The 15,424-nt window shown below is 42.2% G+C and carries 15 protein-coding genes and 1 riboswitch; all 15 genes read right to left on the bottom strand.

Features of this window, described 5'->3' with window-relative positions:
• Positions 1–6: 6 nt before the first annotated feature.
• The 15 genes from J2S74_RS01345 to J2S74_RS01275 all read right to left on the bottom strand — a co-directional run bounded on the left by J2S74_RS01345 (position 7) and on the right by J2S74_RS01275 (position 15,328).
• The gene (locus J2S74_RS01345) at positions 7–270 is read right to left on the bottom strand and encodes a BMC domain-containing protein (protein ID WP_307320863.1); all 264 of its coding nucleotides are present in this window, start codon (positions 268–270) and stop codon (positions 7–9) included.
• Between the two features lie 316 nt (positions 271–586).
• Positions 587–1,927, bottom strand: coding sequence for a UbiD family decarboxylase (locus tag J2S74_RS01340; protein WP_307320861.1), 1,341 nt, complete (start codon positions 1,925–1,927; stop codon positions 587–589).
• A complete protein-coding gene (locus J2S74_RS01335; protein ID WP_307320859.1) occupies positions 1,924–2,481 on the bottom strand; it encodes a UbiX family flavin prenyltransferase in 558 nt (185 codons plus the stop codon). The genes J2S74_RS01340 and J2S74_RS01335 overlap by 4 nt, the downstream gene beginning before the upstream one ends.
• Before the next feature lie 21 nt (positions 2,482–2,502).
• Positions 2,503–3,090 carry a cysteine hydrolase family protein gene (locus J2S74_RS01330; protein ID WP_307320858.1) on the bottom strand — a complete coding sequence of 196 codons (588 nt, stop codon included), beginning with the start codon at positions 3,088–3,090 and terminating at the stop codon, positions 2,503–2,505.
• Positions 3,091–3,107: 17 nt separating this feature from the next.
• Positions 3,108–4,520 (bottom strand): dihydroorotase, encoded by a 1,413-nt coding sequence (locus tag J2S74_RS01325; protein WP_307320854.1) that lies wholly within the window; start codon positions 4,518–4,520, stop codon positions 3,108–3,110.
• 339 nt (positions 4,521–4,859) lie between these two features.
• Positions 4,860–5,222: a Na-translocating system protein MpsC family protein gene (locus tag J2S74_RS01320; protein WP_307320852.1), complete on the bottom strand. Its 363-nt coding sequence runs from the start codon at positions 5,220–5,222 to the stop codon at positions 4,860–4,862.
• 42 nt (positions 5,223–5,264) lie between these two features.
• Positions 5,265–5,795: an ANTAR domain-containing response regulator gene (locus J2S74_RS01315; protein WP_307320850.1), complete on the bottom strand. Its 531-nt coding sequence runs from the start codon at positions 5,793–5,795 to the stop codon at positions 5,265–5,267.
• A gap of 28 nt (positions 5,796–5,823) precedes the next feature.
• Positions 5,824–6,387 (bottom strand): cysteine hydrolase family protein, encoded by a 564-nt coding sequence (locus J2S74_RS01310; RefSeq protein ID WP_307320847.1) that lies wholly within the window; start codon positions 6,385–6,387, stop codon positions 5,824–5,826.
• Positions 6,388–6,757: 370 nt separating this feature from the next.
• Positions 6,758–7,069 carry an XdhC family protein gene (locus J2S74_RS01305; RefSeq protein ID WP_307320844.1) on the bottom strand — a complete coding sequence of 104 codons (312 nt, stop codon included), beginning with the start codon at positions 7,067–7,069 and terminating at the stop codon, positions 6,758–6,760.
• 84 nt (positions 7,070–7,153) lie between these two features.
• A complete protein-coding gene (locus J2S74_RS01300) occupies positions 7,154–7,957 on the bottom strand; it encodes an XdhC family protein (RefSeq protein ID WP_307320841.1) in 804 nt (267 codons plus the stop codon).
• Positions 7,958–10,276: a xanthine dehydrogenase family protein molybdopterin-binding subunit gene (locus tag J2S74_RS01295; RefSeq protein WP_307320838.1), complete on the bottom strand. Its 2,319-nt coding sequence runs from the start codon at positions 10,274–10,276 to the stop codon at positions 7,958–7,960.
• Positions 10,273–11,151, bottom strand: a complete 879-nt coding sequence (locus tag J2S74_RS01290; protein ID WP_307320837.1) for an FAD binding domain-containing protein — start codon at positions 11,149–11,151, stop codon at positions 10,273–10,275. Before J2S74_RS01290 ends, J2S74_RS01295 begins: the two co-directional genes overlap by 4 nt.
• A 6-nt stretch (positions 11,152–11,157) precedes the next feature.
• On the bottom strand, positions 11,158–11,676 hold the full coding sequence (locus J2S74_RS01285) for a (2Fe-2S)-binding protein (protein WP_307320835.1): 519 nt from the start codon (positions 11,674–11,676) through the stop codon (positions 11,158–11,160).
• 394 nt (positions 11,677–12,070) lie between these two features.
• Positions 12,071–13,414 (bottom strand): 5'-deoxyadenosine deaminase, encoded by a 1,344-nt coding sequence (locus tag J2S74_RS01280; protein ID WP_307320832.1) that lies wholly within the window; start codon positions 13,412–13,414, stop codon positions 12,071–12,073.
• Positions 13,415–13,447: 33 nt separating this feature from the next.
• Positions 13,448–13,547: riboswitch (purine riboswitch) on the bottom strand.
• A 272-nt stretch (positions 13,548–13,819) separates the two neighbouring features.
• Entirely contained in the window at positions 13,820–15,328 is a 1,509-nt protein-coding gene (locus J2S74_RS01275; RefSeq protein WP_307320830.1) for an NCS2 family permease, read from the bottom strand.
• Positions 15,329–15,424: the final 96 nt, after the last annotated feature.

The following is a 15,424-nucleotide window of genomic DNA, read 5'->3' as shown; positions in this document are numbered from 1 at the left end:
CCTCTGCTATAAAATCATACTCAGACCACTATGGGGTCTTGGAATGATATTGGATGAAATCAGCTCTCCTCCAGTACGGGTATGGGCTGTTTTTCCCGTTTCGACAGCAGCGGAAACCGCAGCTACATCACCAGTGACGATAACGGTAACAATGCCTGATCCGACCTTTTTCAAATCAACCAACTGTACATTCGCTGCCTTTGTCATGGAGTCTAATGCTTCTAAAGCAGCTACGAGACTTCTAGTTTCAACCATGCCAATCGCTTCCACACATACCCACTCCTCACTTACATGTTAAAAATAATGTTTATATAGTCTTTTCAAAAAGGTCAATTTTTGAGCTGTTTATACGAAAACTTTGTTTTACTACATTGTTGATATTCAAACTGAGTTGATTGTAGAGTAAGGCACGAGGCTCCTGCGGGAAAAGCAACTGCTGAAGACCCCGCAGGAACGAGGAGGCTGAAGCGTTGCCCGCGGAAAGCGAGTGCCTGAAGCATAAATCAACTTCCAAATTTAGCTCAGCGTAAAATAAGTTTTCATTGATCGTGGTGTCTGTAAAGACATGGGAGTTTTGAACAGACTCTTATAAATACTCATTTAGATCGATTTTTTTAAATGGTATCGAGGTTCTTCTAAACATGTGGGCGGCATGGAGTGGATAGGTAGCATCAATCCCTACCTTCGCTGTTACTCCCCGAAGGTTGTGGGAGGCTTCCAATGGCGAGCCCTTTGCTCCTGGAACGATAAACACATCCACATCTGCTTGAACTCTCGTGGCAATCGCCCATTCCACATCCTCTGGATCAAAAATATCTACATCCTCATTCACAACGACCACATGCTTTAAATCCTTGTCCCCTGCAAACGCTGCTAAAGCTGCTTGCTTCGCATCTCCTTCTGACCTTTTTTCTATTTGAATCACTGCGTGGTAACGTGCCACTCCGCCCATCGTCACATGAACAGCTTTAATATTTGGTACCACTTGGCGAACAGAATTAAAAATGTACACTTCCCGTACGAGGCCCATTGGCACTTTCTCTTCATAGCTAGAAGGGAAAATTGTTTGTGCGATCGCATCATTTCTAAAAGTGATAGCTGAGAACTCGACAATCGGCTGTTGGGACTGCTCTCCATAATAACCTGCTAGTTCCCCAAACGGACCTTCCGGCTCTCGTACATGTGGGAGCATTTTCCCCTCCATGACAATTTCCGCATCTGCCAATACTTCCAAGTCAACAGTCATACATTGCACCACATCGAGGGACTCTCCTAATAGCGCTCCCGCCATATCCAATTTATCTGCATGATATAAATGAGTGCTAATTTGTGAAGAAAGGATGATAGCAGGTACTACCCCAAACATAACCGCCACTTCCATCGGTTCTCCCCGTTTCTCATAATAGGCAAACTGCTCATTTAATTCGGGAGAAGTAATTAAAATGCTCGTTTTGTTCTCCTCGAGAAATTGCATCCTGCGAATCGAGGTGTATCGTTTCCTTCCTGATATATCCTTGACTACTAATATTCCCGATACGTAATAACCGCCTGAATCCTCTGCATGAAAGGTAGGGATGGGAAAGAAATCGTCGAGATCAAACGGCCCTAATACAACATTGTCATGCACGGGACCTGATCCCTTTTGCGTCGTAGGAATCGGGTTTACAATGCAATCGATAAGCTTAGGGAATAATTCCTTTTCCGAAACGCCAATGCTGTCCGCAATTAATTCACGCGTCCCCCCTAGACCTGCAACCATCGGTGAATGATAGCCCTTTACCTTTTCAAACAAAAACGGCCGCTTACCTTCACAAGCATTTATGACAGCTCCGAGCTCAAACAGAGGATCCACTTCTTTTCGAACGCGTTTTAAAATCTCTCTTTCTTCCCAGTCTTTTAATAAACCTCTTAACGTCGTTTTACTCATACCTTTTCCCCCCAACGAGGAAGCAACTGATGATCGAGATCAAAGGCATCTAGTATTCTGGCGACCATAAAGTTGGCTAATTCCCATATTTCTCGCGGACGATGGTAAAAACCAGGTGAGGCTGGCATAATATCAGCCCCTGCTTCTGCTAATAGCTTCATATTGTTTATGTGAATGATCGTAAGGGGACTCTCCCTCGGTACAACAACCAATTTTCGTTTTTCCTTTAATGCAACGCTTGCGGTTCGGCTTAATAACGTATCACCGACCCCGTTGGCAATCGCTCCTAAAGTATTCATGGAACAGGGAACAATCACCATACCATTTGTTTTGTACGAACCACTTGCAATATTGGCAAATAAATTTTTATTGCTTACTACTGTGGCGTAATTTTTAATTTCTTCCATACTGACGCCACACTCAAATTGCATCACTTTTTCACCCATTTCTGTTGCGACAACATGTGTTTCCACACCTAATTCATGGAGCGCACGGATCAATGTATAGGCATACAATGATCCGCTTGCTCCCGTAATCCCGACAACTATTCTCATATTAATCCCCTCTAATAAATGTTAGGATAAGGAAGACTGGCTAAATTTTTTTTTGGCTGCTTCAATGTAATCTTCTGTCGTCATAATATCTCCGAACAGGTCAATATCTCTTAAGCCGGACCGGTGCATATCATCGTCTTTCGAAGCTGTTCCGTCACTGAGGCAGATGATATTATAGCCGTGGTACAAGGCATCGGACGCCGTGCTTCTTACACAGACATTCGTCCATACACCCGTTAACACTACCGTGTCGATTTGCTCTTCCCGAAGGAACAAATCCATGTCTGTATAGCTAAAGGCACTGTGACGACGCTTTTGTACTACATAATCCCCTGCCTCTTCATCTGGCTGCAATTCAGGAATAAACTCGTGTCCCCATGTACCTTTAATGGCATGAACAGGCCTCACGCGAAAATCTGCATCATTCTTCCGGTGGGCTTCTTGAATATGAATGACTTGGATTCCATTTTCATGGGCAAAATCGATTACTTCTCGAATCTTCGGGACAATTTTCTCTCCATTTTCACAACGGAGCGTTGCTTTTGGACCAATAAAATCATTCAACATATCAATCACTACAATAGCGTGCTTATTTCCCTTTAAGCTCATATTTTCGCTTCCTTCCTTCAGTATTTTAAGGTTCGATCTAATTTCTGCGTGCTTTGTCGTCTTACGTATTGGCCATAACCAGGTTTTCCGACAATCCCGCCAGCATCCTCATCATATACAAGCGTTCCCCGGACGATTGTTTGTACTGGCTTCCCTTTCAATTTAAGACCATGTAACGGGTTATATTTAGCCATGGAATAGGTTTTTTCCTGATCGATCGTGTATTCACGCTCTAAATCGATGATCGTAAAGTCTGCGTCACTGCCAATTTCCATAGCTCCCTTTTTCGGGTAAATACCGTAGTGGATTGCCGCGTTTCGACTCGTCACCTCTACAAAGCGCGATAAAGATAATCGTCCTTTATTTAAACCTTCACTTACGAGAACAGGGACCATCGTTTCTACTCCAGGAATACCTGGGAAGCTGTTCCAAATATCAGAATCAGGAGCTGCTTTTTCCGTAGCGATTTCATACGGGGCGTGGTCTGTTCCCACAAAATCGATCGTACCGTCGGCTAACGCTTCCCAATGGATCACATTATCTTCTTTGCCCCGAAGCGGTGGTGCGATTTTTGCGAACGTTCCATACTTTGTCATCGCTTCCTCAGCATTCAGCATTAAATAATGTGGACACGTTTCCGCTGTTACTTGTACGCCTCGCTTTTTCGCTTCTTTAACGAGCTCCACACCTTCCTTCGTACTCATATGAACGACATGCACTCGTGCTCCTGTTTCTTCGGCGTAGCTGATAATCAACTGGATTGCAACTTTTTCTGCTAGGGCACTGCGTGCTTCTGCCCAAGCAACACTGTCTTTTCGCCCTTCTTTCTTAAATTTCTCCGTGTAGAAATTACAAATATCGAAGTTTTCTGCATGGACACCAACCGGTAATCCCGTTTCAGCTACTTTATGGAAGATCTCAAGCATTTCCGCATCAGTTACCTTAGGGAATGTAGGAACAGATGGTGTCATATAAACCTTAAACGAGACGACTCCCTCTTCCACTTGCGGCCATACATTATCTAGTAATTCTTCGCGAACATCTTCTCCGGTCATCCCTCCCCAGAAGCAATAATCAATATAGGCTTGATCCTTAATCGGACCAATCTTCTTTTTAAAGCTTTCACCATCCCGTACGGAAGGCTTACTGCAGCAAGGCATATCGATGTGTAACGTTAGACCTCCGGCAGCGGCAGACATACTGCCTGTGGCAAACGTTTCCCGGTGTGTAAAGCCTGGATCCATAAAATGGGTATGCGGATCAATGCAGCCGGGAACGACTAGCTTCCCGTTTACATCCATTACCTTATCCGCTTGTAAACCATTTACTGTATTCACAAAGCCTACAATCGTACCTTGATTCACAAGAATATTTGTTAATACCTGCCTATCTCCTTGAGGAATATTTGCGTTCTTAATTATTAAATCCATTATAAAAAGACCTCCTATTTTACTAGATTTATTTTATAAAAAGGCTCTTATCGTAAACTTTGCTGCTTTTTTTGATAAGCTTGGAGAAGCGGAAGTGTCCGCCTGCAGCGTAACCAAGCTAATAATATTTGTAAAAACAACATTCTTTTTTGAAAAGAGCCTATATAAAAAACCGTAGATAAGAGGAATGGCACGACAAAGCACCACCTTTTATCTACGGTTTCTTATTTCTCCGGTTAACAGAGCATAAGCGACCGAATGTCACTTTTTTAATGAAGGTAAAAGCGATAATCGCATTTATCTTCAGTTAGATGTATATATGAAGTTGGGAAATTAGCGTTACGGATTAATATTTTCAAAGTGAATAACAGTAAAAGCCTGTTCCGTAACAGGGTCAAAATCCTTTAAGACGGTTAAAACCTTTTTTTGCAACGAATCTTCAATTTTTTCCTTTAGTCTCTTTTTATATTCAAAAATTAAAGCCGCATCTGTAGAAAGGGTTAACTCTGGAAATCTATCACTAATAACGTTTAATGCAGTTACTCGTTTATGTTCACTAAAAATTAGAATAGCATTTTGGTAAATTTCAATTTTTTGCTTCTTTACTCCGACACCGTATATCTCTTGATTTATTTTGTTATATAGTTGAGAAATCTGTTTTTTGAGAGTATTCAACGATTGAATCGATGCAACAGCCTCCATTGCTTCTGATTCCCCCCATATAAATTTTTATAGCTACTACCTTTATTCTTCATTAATTAAAATCAAATCAGCTACCTGCCGTAACGTTTTTTGTTGATTCATGGCTTCCGTACGCATTCGTTCATACGCTTCTTCTTCTGAAATACGCCCCCTTTTGACTAATATGTATTTAGCTTTTTCGATAATTCTTCGATCTTGAAGCTTTCTAGTTAGCTTCCGATTATCCTTTTCTATTTGCTGAAACTGTTTTTGTTTCATGAGTGCAATTTCAATCACCGCTTGAAGAGTACGTTCATTATAAATAGGACAGATAAAGCCCGTACAGGAATGCGTTTGAATTAGTTGGATTTCGTCCTCTCCTACTGTTTTTGTAAATAAAATCGCGTAGGGAAAGTGTGTTTTACATCGCTTGAAAAACCAGCTGTCTACGATACATAAATGATTACTATAATAATAGGAAGTCTCTATTTTTTCTTTTACCGGTATATGAACTTGGTAGCCTAAGCTATGCAATGTATCTGCTAGATTCTGTCTATATTGCTCCTCGCGCATGAAAAGATATAATTCTTTCATCCATCACTTCACCCAAATCTTATACATTCTACTTTAAATTTAGCAGAGAATTTTCTTTAAACTCTTCTAAGGTTAAGACTTTACCAAACATAGAAATATCCGATAAGCCAGACTGCTGCATCTCCTCAGTTTGTGAAAAACAACAATTACTTAGTACAGTGACTTTGTATGCCTGATGAAAGGCATCCGAAGCTGTACTTCTTATTCCCGTATTCGTCCAGCCCCCTATTAACACTAAATGCTCAATTTTCTCTTCTCGCAAAAACAAATCCAAGTCAGTATAAGAAAAGGCACTATAGCGTCGTTTATCAATAATATAATCTTCCTGGATTATATGGTTTTGAATCTCTGCAACCATTTCTGCTCCCCACGTTCCCTTTACTCCATGGATCGGACGGACAAGAAAATCAGCATCCTTTTCCCGGTGAGCATCTTTAATAAAGATAACTTGAAAGTCTCGTTGATGAAACAAATCTATTGTCTCTTTTATCTTTATGATAGTTTTGTTTGCTTCAGAACAAAAGAGTGGACAATCTTCGTTGACAACAAAATCATTAATCACATCGATGACAAGTAATGCTATTTTCTCCACTTCGTTTCACCACTTTTCTGCACAAATAAAAGGACACAATGTAAAGAGTGTAACTCATACACTTATCTCTACACAGCGCCCTTGCCATGTTATATGTTTTTTCTCCTACTATTCTACTTTTTCAATAACGTTATCGCACCGTTGCGATTAACCTACTATTATAATAAACGCAAAGTAGTTATTAGTCAATACTGATTATTCAGATTATTCGAAATAAAATATCAGTTATTACGTTATACATTATATAATTTAGTCGATACATATATAACTAATTATTAAAAATTAGTTTCATAGAAATGGAGAACTGGGAAAGAAACCTAGTTGTTCCATTGAAATTCCACAAAATATTCCCCTTACTTTATAGCTGTTTTTATAGCCGTTCGATAAAGATTTCCATCGTCCCGCCACAAATACCCCCATCTTCATAGAGAAGGCCGGATGTTAAGTCGACAACATAGTGGCAGGGAACTTTTGTTTCTATTACATTTAGTGCTTCCCGTATGACCTCCGCTTCCCCACACCCGCCTCCAATCGTGCCTTCAATATCACCATTTGGATAAATAATCATTTTTGCCCCAACCTTCCGAGGCGTAGATCCCTTCGTTTGAATAACTGTCGCTAATGCTGCAGCTTCTCCTCGCTCGCGGATGGCAACAGCCTGCTGCAGATAATGAATGCTCATCGTCCCTGTCCCCCTCTCCACTCACCGGCTCCGTCATGCATTATCCCTAATTTTAACCCTTTACGGTATTCTCCTTTTTACTTCTTATCGAAAACCTAGTTTTGCTAGGCTGTGAACTTCTCCACTTAAGGAATGACCTGATGCCTGATTTTTTACCTTCAAAATTTCAGCCATAATACTAATCGATATTTCTTCAGGAGTCTGTGCCCCTATATCTATTCCTACTGGAGTATAAATGTGATCAAAGCTTTCATTAGGAAAGTCCTCCCTCAACTGTTCAAAAACTCCGGCAATCCGTCTTCTGCTGCCAATCATTCCAATGTAGCCTGGTTTTTCCTGGCGGCTTAACAGTTGCTGCAGGCTTATTACATCGAATTTATGCCCCCTCGTAAGTAATAACACGTACGTGTCACTCGTAATCGGAACATGTTGAAAATAACTTAGATACGATTCACAGCATACCACCTCATCCACTTCGGGAAACCGCTCTTCCGTTGCGAATTCAGGTCGATCATCGACGACGGTGACAAAAAAATCGAGCATTTTTCCTACCTTGGCCACCGGTTCGCATACATGACCTGCGCCTGCAATGATGAAGTGAATCGGGGCTTTATAGAGTTCCACATAGCACTGTACGATAGCATCCCCCCATTGAAAATTAATTGTTTTTGTTTTTTTCATTATCATTAATGGCAGACAGTGAAGGTTCAAAGCTTCCGTTAAACATTGTGACGCAGTATTCCCATGATATTGACTGCCATCATTCCATAGTAAAATCCTATTACCAACCATTCGTCTATCCGTATGATCGGTTATCGTAATTAACGCTGTTTCTCTTCTTTTTTCAATAGATTTCTGGAGCTTCTCTATTATCTGGTCATTTAGCATCTACATCACATTTTCTTCATTCGATTGATTGGTTTGGTCTTTCCGTGCTTTTAAGGCAGCATATACCCGTTCTGGGGTTGCTGGTAAGTGCTTAATCCTAACGCCAACGGCATCGTGGATGGCGGAGATGGTTGCTGCAATAATCGGAATCATCACGACTTCACCGATTCCTTTCGCACCAAACGGTCCTGTTTCTTCTAATTCCTCTACTGGAAACGTTTCTATTTGCGGGCTATCCTTTACGGTAGGTAATATATAATTAGAGAAGTTCGTCGTTTTGTGATAGCCATTTTCGATAATCGTATCTTCATATAACGCATATCCAATCCCCATTACGGCACCACCCTCTGCTTGCCCTTCTAAGCCTTGAGGATTGATCACCTTCCCTGCATCGGGAATCGATACGACCCGAAGTACTTCCGTTTCCCCTGTTAACGTATCGACTTCGACCATGACAACATGGGTTAAATACCCATATAGACGATGGGGAGCGCCGCCTGACCCTTTAATCTCTTTCTTTTCTTTAGGCAGCATGAAGTGTCCTTCTACCCGTGTATCACGGCGATTTTCATATAAATAGTCATAGATTTCAGCGAAAGATAGGGAGGAATCAGCCTTTCCATCGGCATCATAAACAACGACCTTTTTATCGGCGACACGGACTTGTTCCTCAGATACCCCAAAAATTTCCCCTGCCGCTTTCGTTAGCAGGTTCAACATATTCGGTGCTGCTGTTGCTACCGCTCTCCCTCCCGTATACGTAGAGCGAGATGCAGTGACGGTTCCCCCGTCTAACGTACGGGATGTATCTCCTTGTACAACTACGATATCGGTTACATCACATTGGAGAATTTCTGCAGCTACTTGCGCATAAACGGTTCCATTTCCGCCACCAATTTCCTCACAGCCTACCCCAACCTCGAAACGGCCGCCAGGGAGAAGCTGGATCGATGCTGCCCCATAGTCCGGTAAGCCAATTCCCATTCCAACGCCGTGAAACGAAGTGGCAATGGAAACGCCTCTTTTTTTCCAAGGCTCGGAAATTTCAGCTTTGTATTTTTCACGGTTGATCCATAGATCACATTTTTCTGCTGCTTCGAGGGTTTTCCACGTACCAACACTTCCCTTGACTACATGACCTAAACTGGAAACGTCCCCTTGGTGATACACATTCTTCTTCCTAATTTCGATCGGATCGATGCCTAGTTCCGCTGCAATCATGTCCATATGGGTTTCAATTCCCATACATACTTGATTGACGCCAAAACCTCGAAATGCACCGGCGATGCCATTATTTGTATATACACAATATCCTTCTAAATCCACATTCGGTATTTTATATGGACCACAGGAGTGCTCAATAGCTAAGCTGATAACGGCTCCCCCTAAGGAAGCATAGGCACCCGTATCGGCAATTGCCAACACTTGATTGGCAAGCAAGGTACCGTCTTTTTTCGCCGCCGTTTTCATTTTTACCTTAAAGGGATGTCGTTTCATCCCTGCAATAACCGACTCTTCCCTTTTATAGTGAATCTTTACAGGTCTGCCACCCGTATGAAGGGCAAGCAAAGCTAAATATATTTGCACGGTTATTTCATCTTTTCCACCGAATGCTCCCCCGACAGGACTAGAGATTACTCTTATACGGGCTGGATTCCAAGCTAAGGCACGGGCAATTTGCAGGCGATCACGATAGGCGTATTGACCCGGACATTGAATCGTCAACGTCCCGTCCTTTTCAAGGATTCCCCATCCTCCTTCCGTTTCAATAAACGCGTGCATTTGCCGTGGGGAATGAAAAGTATTTTCCAAAATAATGTCAGCCTCTTGAAACGCCTTTTCTACCTCCCCATTTTTAATAACGACATGACTATGAATGTTTCCATCGGCATGGAGCTTTGGGGCTTGTTCCGTAATGGCAAACTCCGCATCAGTTACGGCATCTAACCGCTCGTAATCTACATCAATTAATGCTAAGGCTTCTTCTGCTATCTCTTCCGTTTCTGCAGCGACTAAGGCGACCGCATCAGCTGTAGTACGAACGACATCTTCACAAAGAACCGGTTGATCGGGAACGACGATGCCAAATCCATTAAATCCTGGAATATCCTCGTGGGTGAGGACAGCGATGACGCCTGGTAAGTTTTTTGCTCTCGTAGTATCCATGCTTTTTATCTTCGCATAAGGATAAGGGGGGCGAAGGACTCTTCCCCATACCATGTTGTTATAATGATAATCCGTCATATATTTTAGTTCTCCTGTTACTCTCTCTGGTCCATCTAATCTAGGAACTCGTTTTCCAATCCATTTTGAAGTCATCTATCTTCCCACCTTTTCATTAATCGAAGTAATCCCCTTTCCAACAAAGCAGTGGACATATCCCTACGGTATGCTGCAGACGCTCTCACGTCAGAAATGGGTGCTACCTCTTTCCATGCTAAGGAGGCAATATTGGAAATCCCTTCCTCATTTAACTCCTGCAACGTTAGTAACACTTCACATTTACGAGCACGAATGACAGTTGGAGCTACGGAACCAAAGGCAATTTTTCCCCCGGCACACTGCCAGCCATCTCCGCTCATTTTAAGGGAGATAGCTACGTTGACAATCGATATGGCTTGCGCCTTTCGAGGACCTAATTTTTCAAAAATACCGATTTCATTTTCTTCCTGTGGTCGGATAATAATGTTAGTAATCATTTCCGACTTGTGTTGTACCGTTTTGCCTGGTCCGACAAAGAATTCTTCAATCGGTATCCTCCTGATTCCATTGACGGAAGAAAGCTCGATGACTGCATCTAAAACAAATAATGCCGGAATCGTATCCCCAGCTGGAGATGCTGTGCCTAAATTACCGCCGATTGTTCCCATATTCCGGATCTGCGTTGCCCCTACTTCCTTCGCGGCATGGACTAACACATCTGCTTTTTCCTGTAAAAGGGACGATTGAACCATATCTGTATGGGTTGTTAGCGGTCCAATATGGATACCGTCCTTTTCTTCACAAATAAAACGTAAGTCTCTTAATCCTTTAATATTTAACCAAAGCTTCGGTCGCCAGTGGCCTTCTTTCATGCGGACGACTGCATCCGTCCCCCCTGCTAACAGCCGTACTTCTTGCTCATACTCATTTAGAATCTGGAGGCATTCTTCCATCGTTTCAGGAGATATCATGTCTATTTCAGAAACCATCATTTTGAACTAGTCCCCCTTTCCTTGGAGGTTCCCTTGCGTTACTGCTGCTCCAATCCTTGAGAATCGCTCTTCGGCTGCAGTTTGAATCGCCTTGACAATTTTTGTATATCCCGTGCAGCGGCATATATTGCCGGCAATTCCTTCTTCGATTTCCTCCAAGGTTGGAACCTTCTCGATTTTATTTAAAAAAGAACGAGCTGCGACGATAAAGCCTGGAGTACAATACCCACATTGCGTGGCCCCTTCTTTGATAAAAGCCTCTTGGATGATATCCATATTCGTTGAGGTTCCTACCCCCTCTACCGTTTTAATATCCTCCCCCTCCACTTGTCCAACAAGTACTAAACAAGAGCAAACAACCTCATCATTGATCATAACGGAACAGCTTCCACACTCCCCTTTGCCGCAGCACTCCTTACTTCCCGTCAAATAAAGATCATCCCGTAAGACATCAAGCAATGTCTTCGTTGTATGTGTATCCACTACCTTTTCTTTGCCGTTTACTTTAAAGCGAATCGTAGCCAATGTATCTCCCCCTTTCAATAAGAAAAGCGCAAGTCGCAGTATAGTCGACGATGTAACCGCTCCTTTTTGACTGATAAAAAGTGCTTTTTACTTTTTATTCGGGCAAAACACTCTTCACCTGCGACGAGCAAACGAAGTGGCGCAGGAGCATTTGACCTAGAGCCGATGGCGCATGAATTAGACAACTAGCGAGTACGAAAAAATTTTCTTAATCTAAAATAAAAGGAGCCATGTAAAGGCATGATAAACCGTTATCGTAAAACGGTTTCATGATCTTTACACAGCTCCCTTGCCGTGCCTAATATCAAACTATAAAGTTATAATATTCTAAATTTTCTACGAAGTCAATACGAGTTTTATTACAATTTCATTTTTCAGTTAACCTATACTGGACTTATCTATATTGGATTGTCGGCAGACGCTTTAACAGACGCTTAATCGATTGGTTCGACTCTTTTAAAATTATTCCCTTATCCATTGTCTTTAAATTCCGGTTTTCCATGACTATCTTACCGTTAATTATCGTCGTCTCCACATCCGCCCGCGTTGCGGAATAAACAATACGGGAAATAGTATCGACACCGAACGACGGGTACACGTGAAAGTCATTTAAGTTAAGAATCGCTAAATCGGCTTTTTTCCCCACCTCTAAGCTGCCGATTTCCCCTTCTAGTCCTGCTGCCTTGGCCCCTCCTATGGTGGCCATTTGAAACACTGTTTTTGCATTCATAGCTGTTGGACCATGTACTGGCTTTTGAATAACCGCGGCTAACCGCATTTCATTAAACATATCTAAATTATTATTGCACGGGGCGCCATCCGCACCTAAACTAACTATCACATCCATCCCTAACATATCAGGGATTTCCGCAACACCAGAAGCTAATTTCAAGTTGGAGCCTGGACAATGACTCACTTTTACTCCCCTTGCTTTAATAATTTCTTTTTCCTCGTCATTTAACCAAACACAATGGGCCAAAATTAAGTTAGGATTCGCCAGCCCGATGTGATCCAAATAAACGATATTTCTCATGCCACGTTCACGTTCAACAATTTCAATTTCTCCCCGATTTTCAGCAGCATGGGTATGAATTTTCGTTCGATAATATGCAGCTAAATCACGGACATTCGTCAATAATTCTTCTGTACACGATACAACGAAGCGTGGGCAGAAGGCGTATTGGATTCTCCCGCTGTCATAGTCATGCCACTTTTCAAGTAAATTCACACTTTCCTGGAGTGACTGTTCCGTATTCTCTTGCAATAACTTAGGTACTTCCTTTCCCTTATCCATCATGACCTTACCGCTCAAGGCCCGGATGCCGCTTTCGGCAATTGCTTGGAACGCAAAATCAGCATAGTGAACGGTCTCCATGTCAATGATCGTCGTTGTGCCACTTTGAATGAGCTCACCGATACCAAGCATAGCCGAATAATAGCTAGATTCCTCATCATGTGAAGCCTCTAATGGCCAAATTTTTTTCTTTAACCAGTCCATCAGTTCGAGATCGTCGGCTTGACCGCGAAACAGGGACTGACATAAATGGATATGGGTTTGTACGAACCCTGGAATAACGGTCTTTCCTTTCCCATCGATGACCTTTTCGATACCATGCTCGTTAATTTGCCGGCCAACCGCTGCAATCCGGTCATTTTCTATTAAGAGATCTCCATGAACAATTTCATTTAGATTGTTCATCGTAACTATTTCGGCATTTTTAATTACTATTTTCTTCAAAAACATCCACTCCCTATGACAAATAGCGCTAGCTGCAAGCAACACTGGTTTCATAGTCAAGGGATATCGGTCCCTGGTAGAAACTTTCGACCCATTCTGTCGAAACTATATGAAAGAACAAAAGCGCAATGCGCCCCAATTACGCCTAACTACTGCCCACGTCCTGCGTCTGCGACGAGCAAACGAAGTGGCGCAGGAGCATTTGACCTCGAGGCGATGACGCCTGGAGCTAGACATCATTCAAACATTAAAAAATTTATACTAATCTTTTTTAAAAAAAACTTCTGAAATAATAGCAATGGCTTTTCACTGACGGAAGCCCACTATAAGAAACTAACCTAACCTATAGTGGACTTTTAAAAGACTGCGTCAGTATTGTTCATTTTATTAATTGGTGTCTAAAACTTATCCTTTCATGATACGATCCATATTCCGATCTACTTCCACATTTTTATATGCATAATAAATGAAGAATAGACCCATAACGATATATCCAATGACAAACTGAGGTGCCGCATTCAATGCGAGCTCCGGTGCATGCATTAATCCAATGAAGGAGAAGAAAGCACCGATAAAGGAGAAGACGACTGCCTTCTTGTATTCCTGATCGATAACAAATACAGTAATCGCTCCTAAAATAATTCCTGTAAACATGGCTCCCTGCCCTAAAGGAACAATACCACTAGATATATTTGCCACCACCTCACCGGCAGCATTATTAAACCTTGTCATGATATAGTTCGATACATATGGGAGCATGGCTATCGCAACAGCAGGATAATACTTTACCTTATTCGATTCAAAAGATGTAGCCACCATAGATACCCCGACAAAAACAAGGATCGGTGCAACAACGGCAATTGGAATAATCGCGGACATGGCAGCAATCAAGCCAAACACTGCTGTAAGTGCGTATACAACGGCATTCAAAATACTGTAGCCTCGACCGGCCCCCATCCACTTCGAACCAACGCTCGCAATATAAACAGTAGTTGGGAACAAACCGCCAAACAAGGCGCCAATCATCGTACCGACACCGTCTACAGCTTGACACTCTTTAACATCATACTTATCTCCTGCAGCCTCCATCGCTTCCACATTATTCATTGTTTCAATCGCATTATAGATGGTAATAGGAAGGACGACAGCGAAAACAGCAATCAATGTACCGAATAAATAGCCCATCCCTTCAAATGCAGCTAATGTTGGTAAGAACGGATAGAAACCAACGTAAGAAAGACCTTCGGTAATTTTAGCCATACTCGCTTGGCTAAATACATAAGCAAGGACCGTACCAATTACAATCGCAAACAGAGAAGCTGGAATTTTAAAAGGCATCGCCACTTTACCAACAATACCAACGATAATAATCGCTAATACTACTAAGCCTACCGCTGGGATTTCAAAGGTTTTGAATAGCATCTCACCTGCAATAAACGTTAAGGCTACCCCAGCTAACGCACCTAACATAGCAGCTCTCGGTAAGTTTTGTTGCACCCATCTGCCGATAAAGCTGAAGATCACTTCAATAAGGCCGCTAATAAAACATGCCGCAACGGCAATTTTCCACGCCAATTGCGCATCTCCTGTTATGGTTTTTGCCGGTAATAAAACGCCGAATAAGAAGATGAACATAACGGGAGTACTGATACCATAAGATAATGCCGTTACATCTGTTCGTTGTTCCCGTTGCGCTAATCGATTAGCACTATAAGCATAATATAAATTTCCAACTAACACGGCTATCGCAGCTCCTGGAATAACTTGCCCGAAAACGATACTCGTTGGAAACCCCATTCCTAGCATGGTAACAGCGATAATAACGAAGTTGGCAATATTGTTTTGGAACAACGCAAAGAATGCATCCGTATCTTCCTTCTTATACCATGGATAGTTAACTGTTTTTGTTGACATTCATTACCCTCCCCTTTTAGAAGTCTTGGACAACTAATCAACGACTGACAAACACATCCCGCCCCTTCATCACCACCTTCCTTTTGTCTCAAGAAA

The sequence above is a fragment of the Evansella vedderi genome (genome assembly GCF_030813435.1).
Lineage (GTDB): Bacteria > Bacillota > Bacilli > Bacillales > Salisediminibacteriaceae > Evansella > Evansella vedderi.
The sequence above is the reverse complement of the archived record's forward strand: the minus strand, read 5'-3'. Positions and strand labels throughout refer to the sequence as shown.

Bases quoted from the DNA above. Each gene is read 5' to 3' on its own strand.
- J2S74_RS01275 (WP_307320830.1), bottom strand. From the start codon at position 15,328: ATGTCAACAAAAACAGTTAACTATCCATGGTATAAGAAGGAAGATACG.
- J2S74_RS01300 (WP_307320841.1), bottom strand. From the start codon at position 7,957: ATGCTAAATGACCAGATAATAGAGAAGCTCCAGAAATCTATTGAAAAA.
- J2S74_RS01335 (WP_307320859.1), bottom strand. From the start codon at position 2,481: ATGAGAATAGTTGTCGGGATTACGGGAGCAAGCGGATCATTGTATGCC.
- J2S74_RS01330 (WP_307320858.1), bottom strand. From the start codon at position 3,090: ATGAGCTTAAAGGGAAATAAGCACGCTATTGTAGTGATTGATATGTTG.
- J2S74_RS01325 (WP_307320854.1), bottom strand. From the start codon at position 4,520: ATGGATTTAATAATTAAGAACGCAAATATTCCTCAAGGAGATAGGCAG.
- J2S74_RS01320 (WP_307320852.1), bottom strand. From the start codon at position 5,222: ATGGAGGCTGTTGCATCGATTCAATCGTTGAATACTCTCAAAAAACAG.
- J2S74_RS01290 (WP_307320837.1), bottom strand. From the start codon at position 11,151: ATGATGGTTTCTGAAATAGACATGATATCTCCTGAAACGATGGAAGAA.
- J2S74_RS01305 (WP_307320844.1), bottom strand. From the start codon at position 7,069: ATGAGCATTCATTATCTGCAGCAGGCTGTTGCCATCCGCGAGCGAGGA.
- J2S74_RS01295 (WP_307320838.1), bottom strand. From the start codon at position 10,276: ATGACTTCAAAATGGATTGGAAAACGAGTTCCTAGATTAGATGGACCA.
- J2S74_RS01340 (WP_307320861.1), bottom strand. From the start codon at position 1,927: ATGAGTAAAACGACGTTAAGAGGTTTATTAAAAGACTGGGAAGAAAGA.
- J2S74_RS01315 (WP_307320850.1), bottom strand. From the start codon at position 5,795: ATGAAAGAATTATATCTTTTCATGCGCGAGGAGCAATATAGACAGAAT.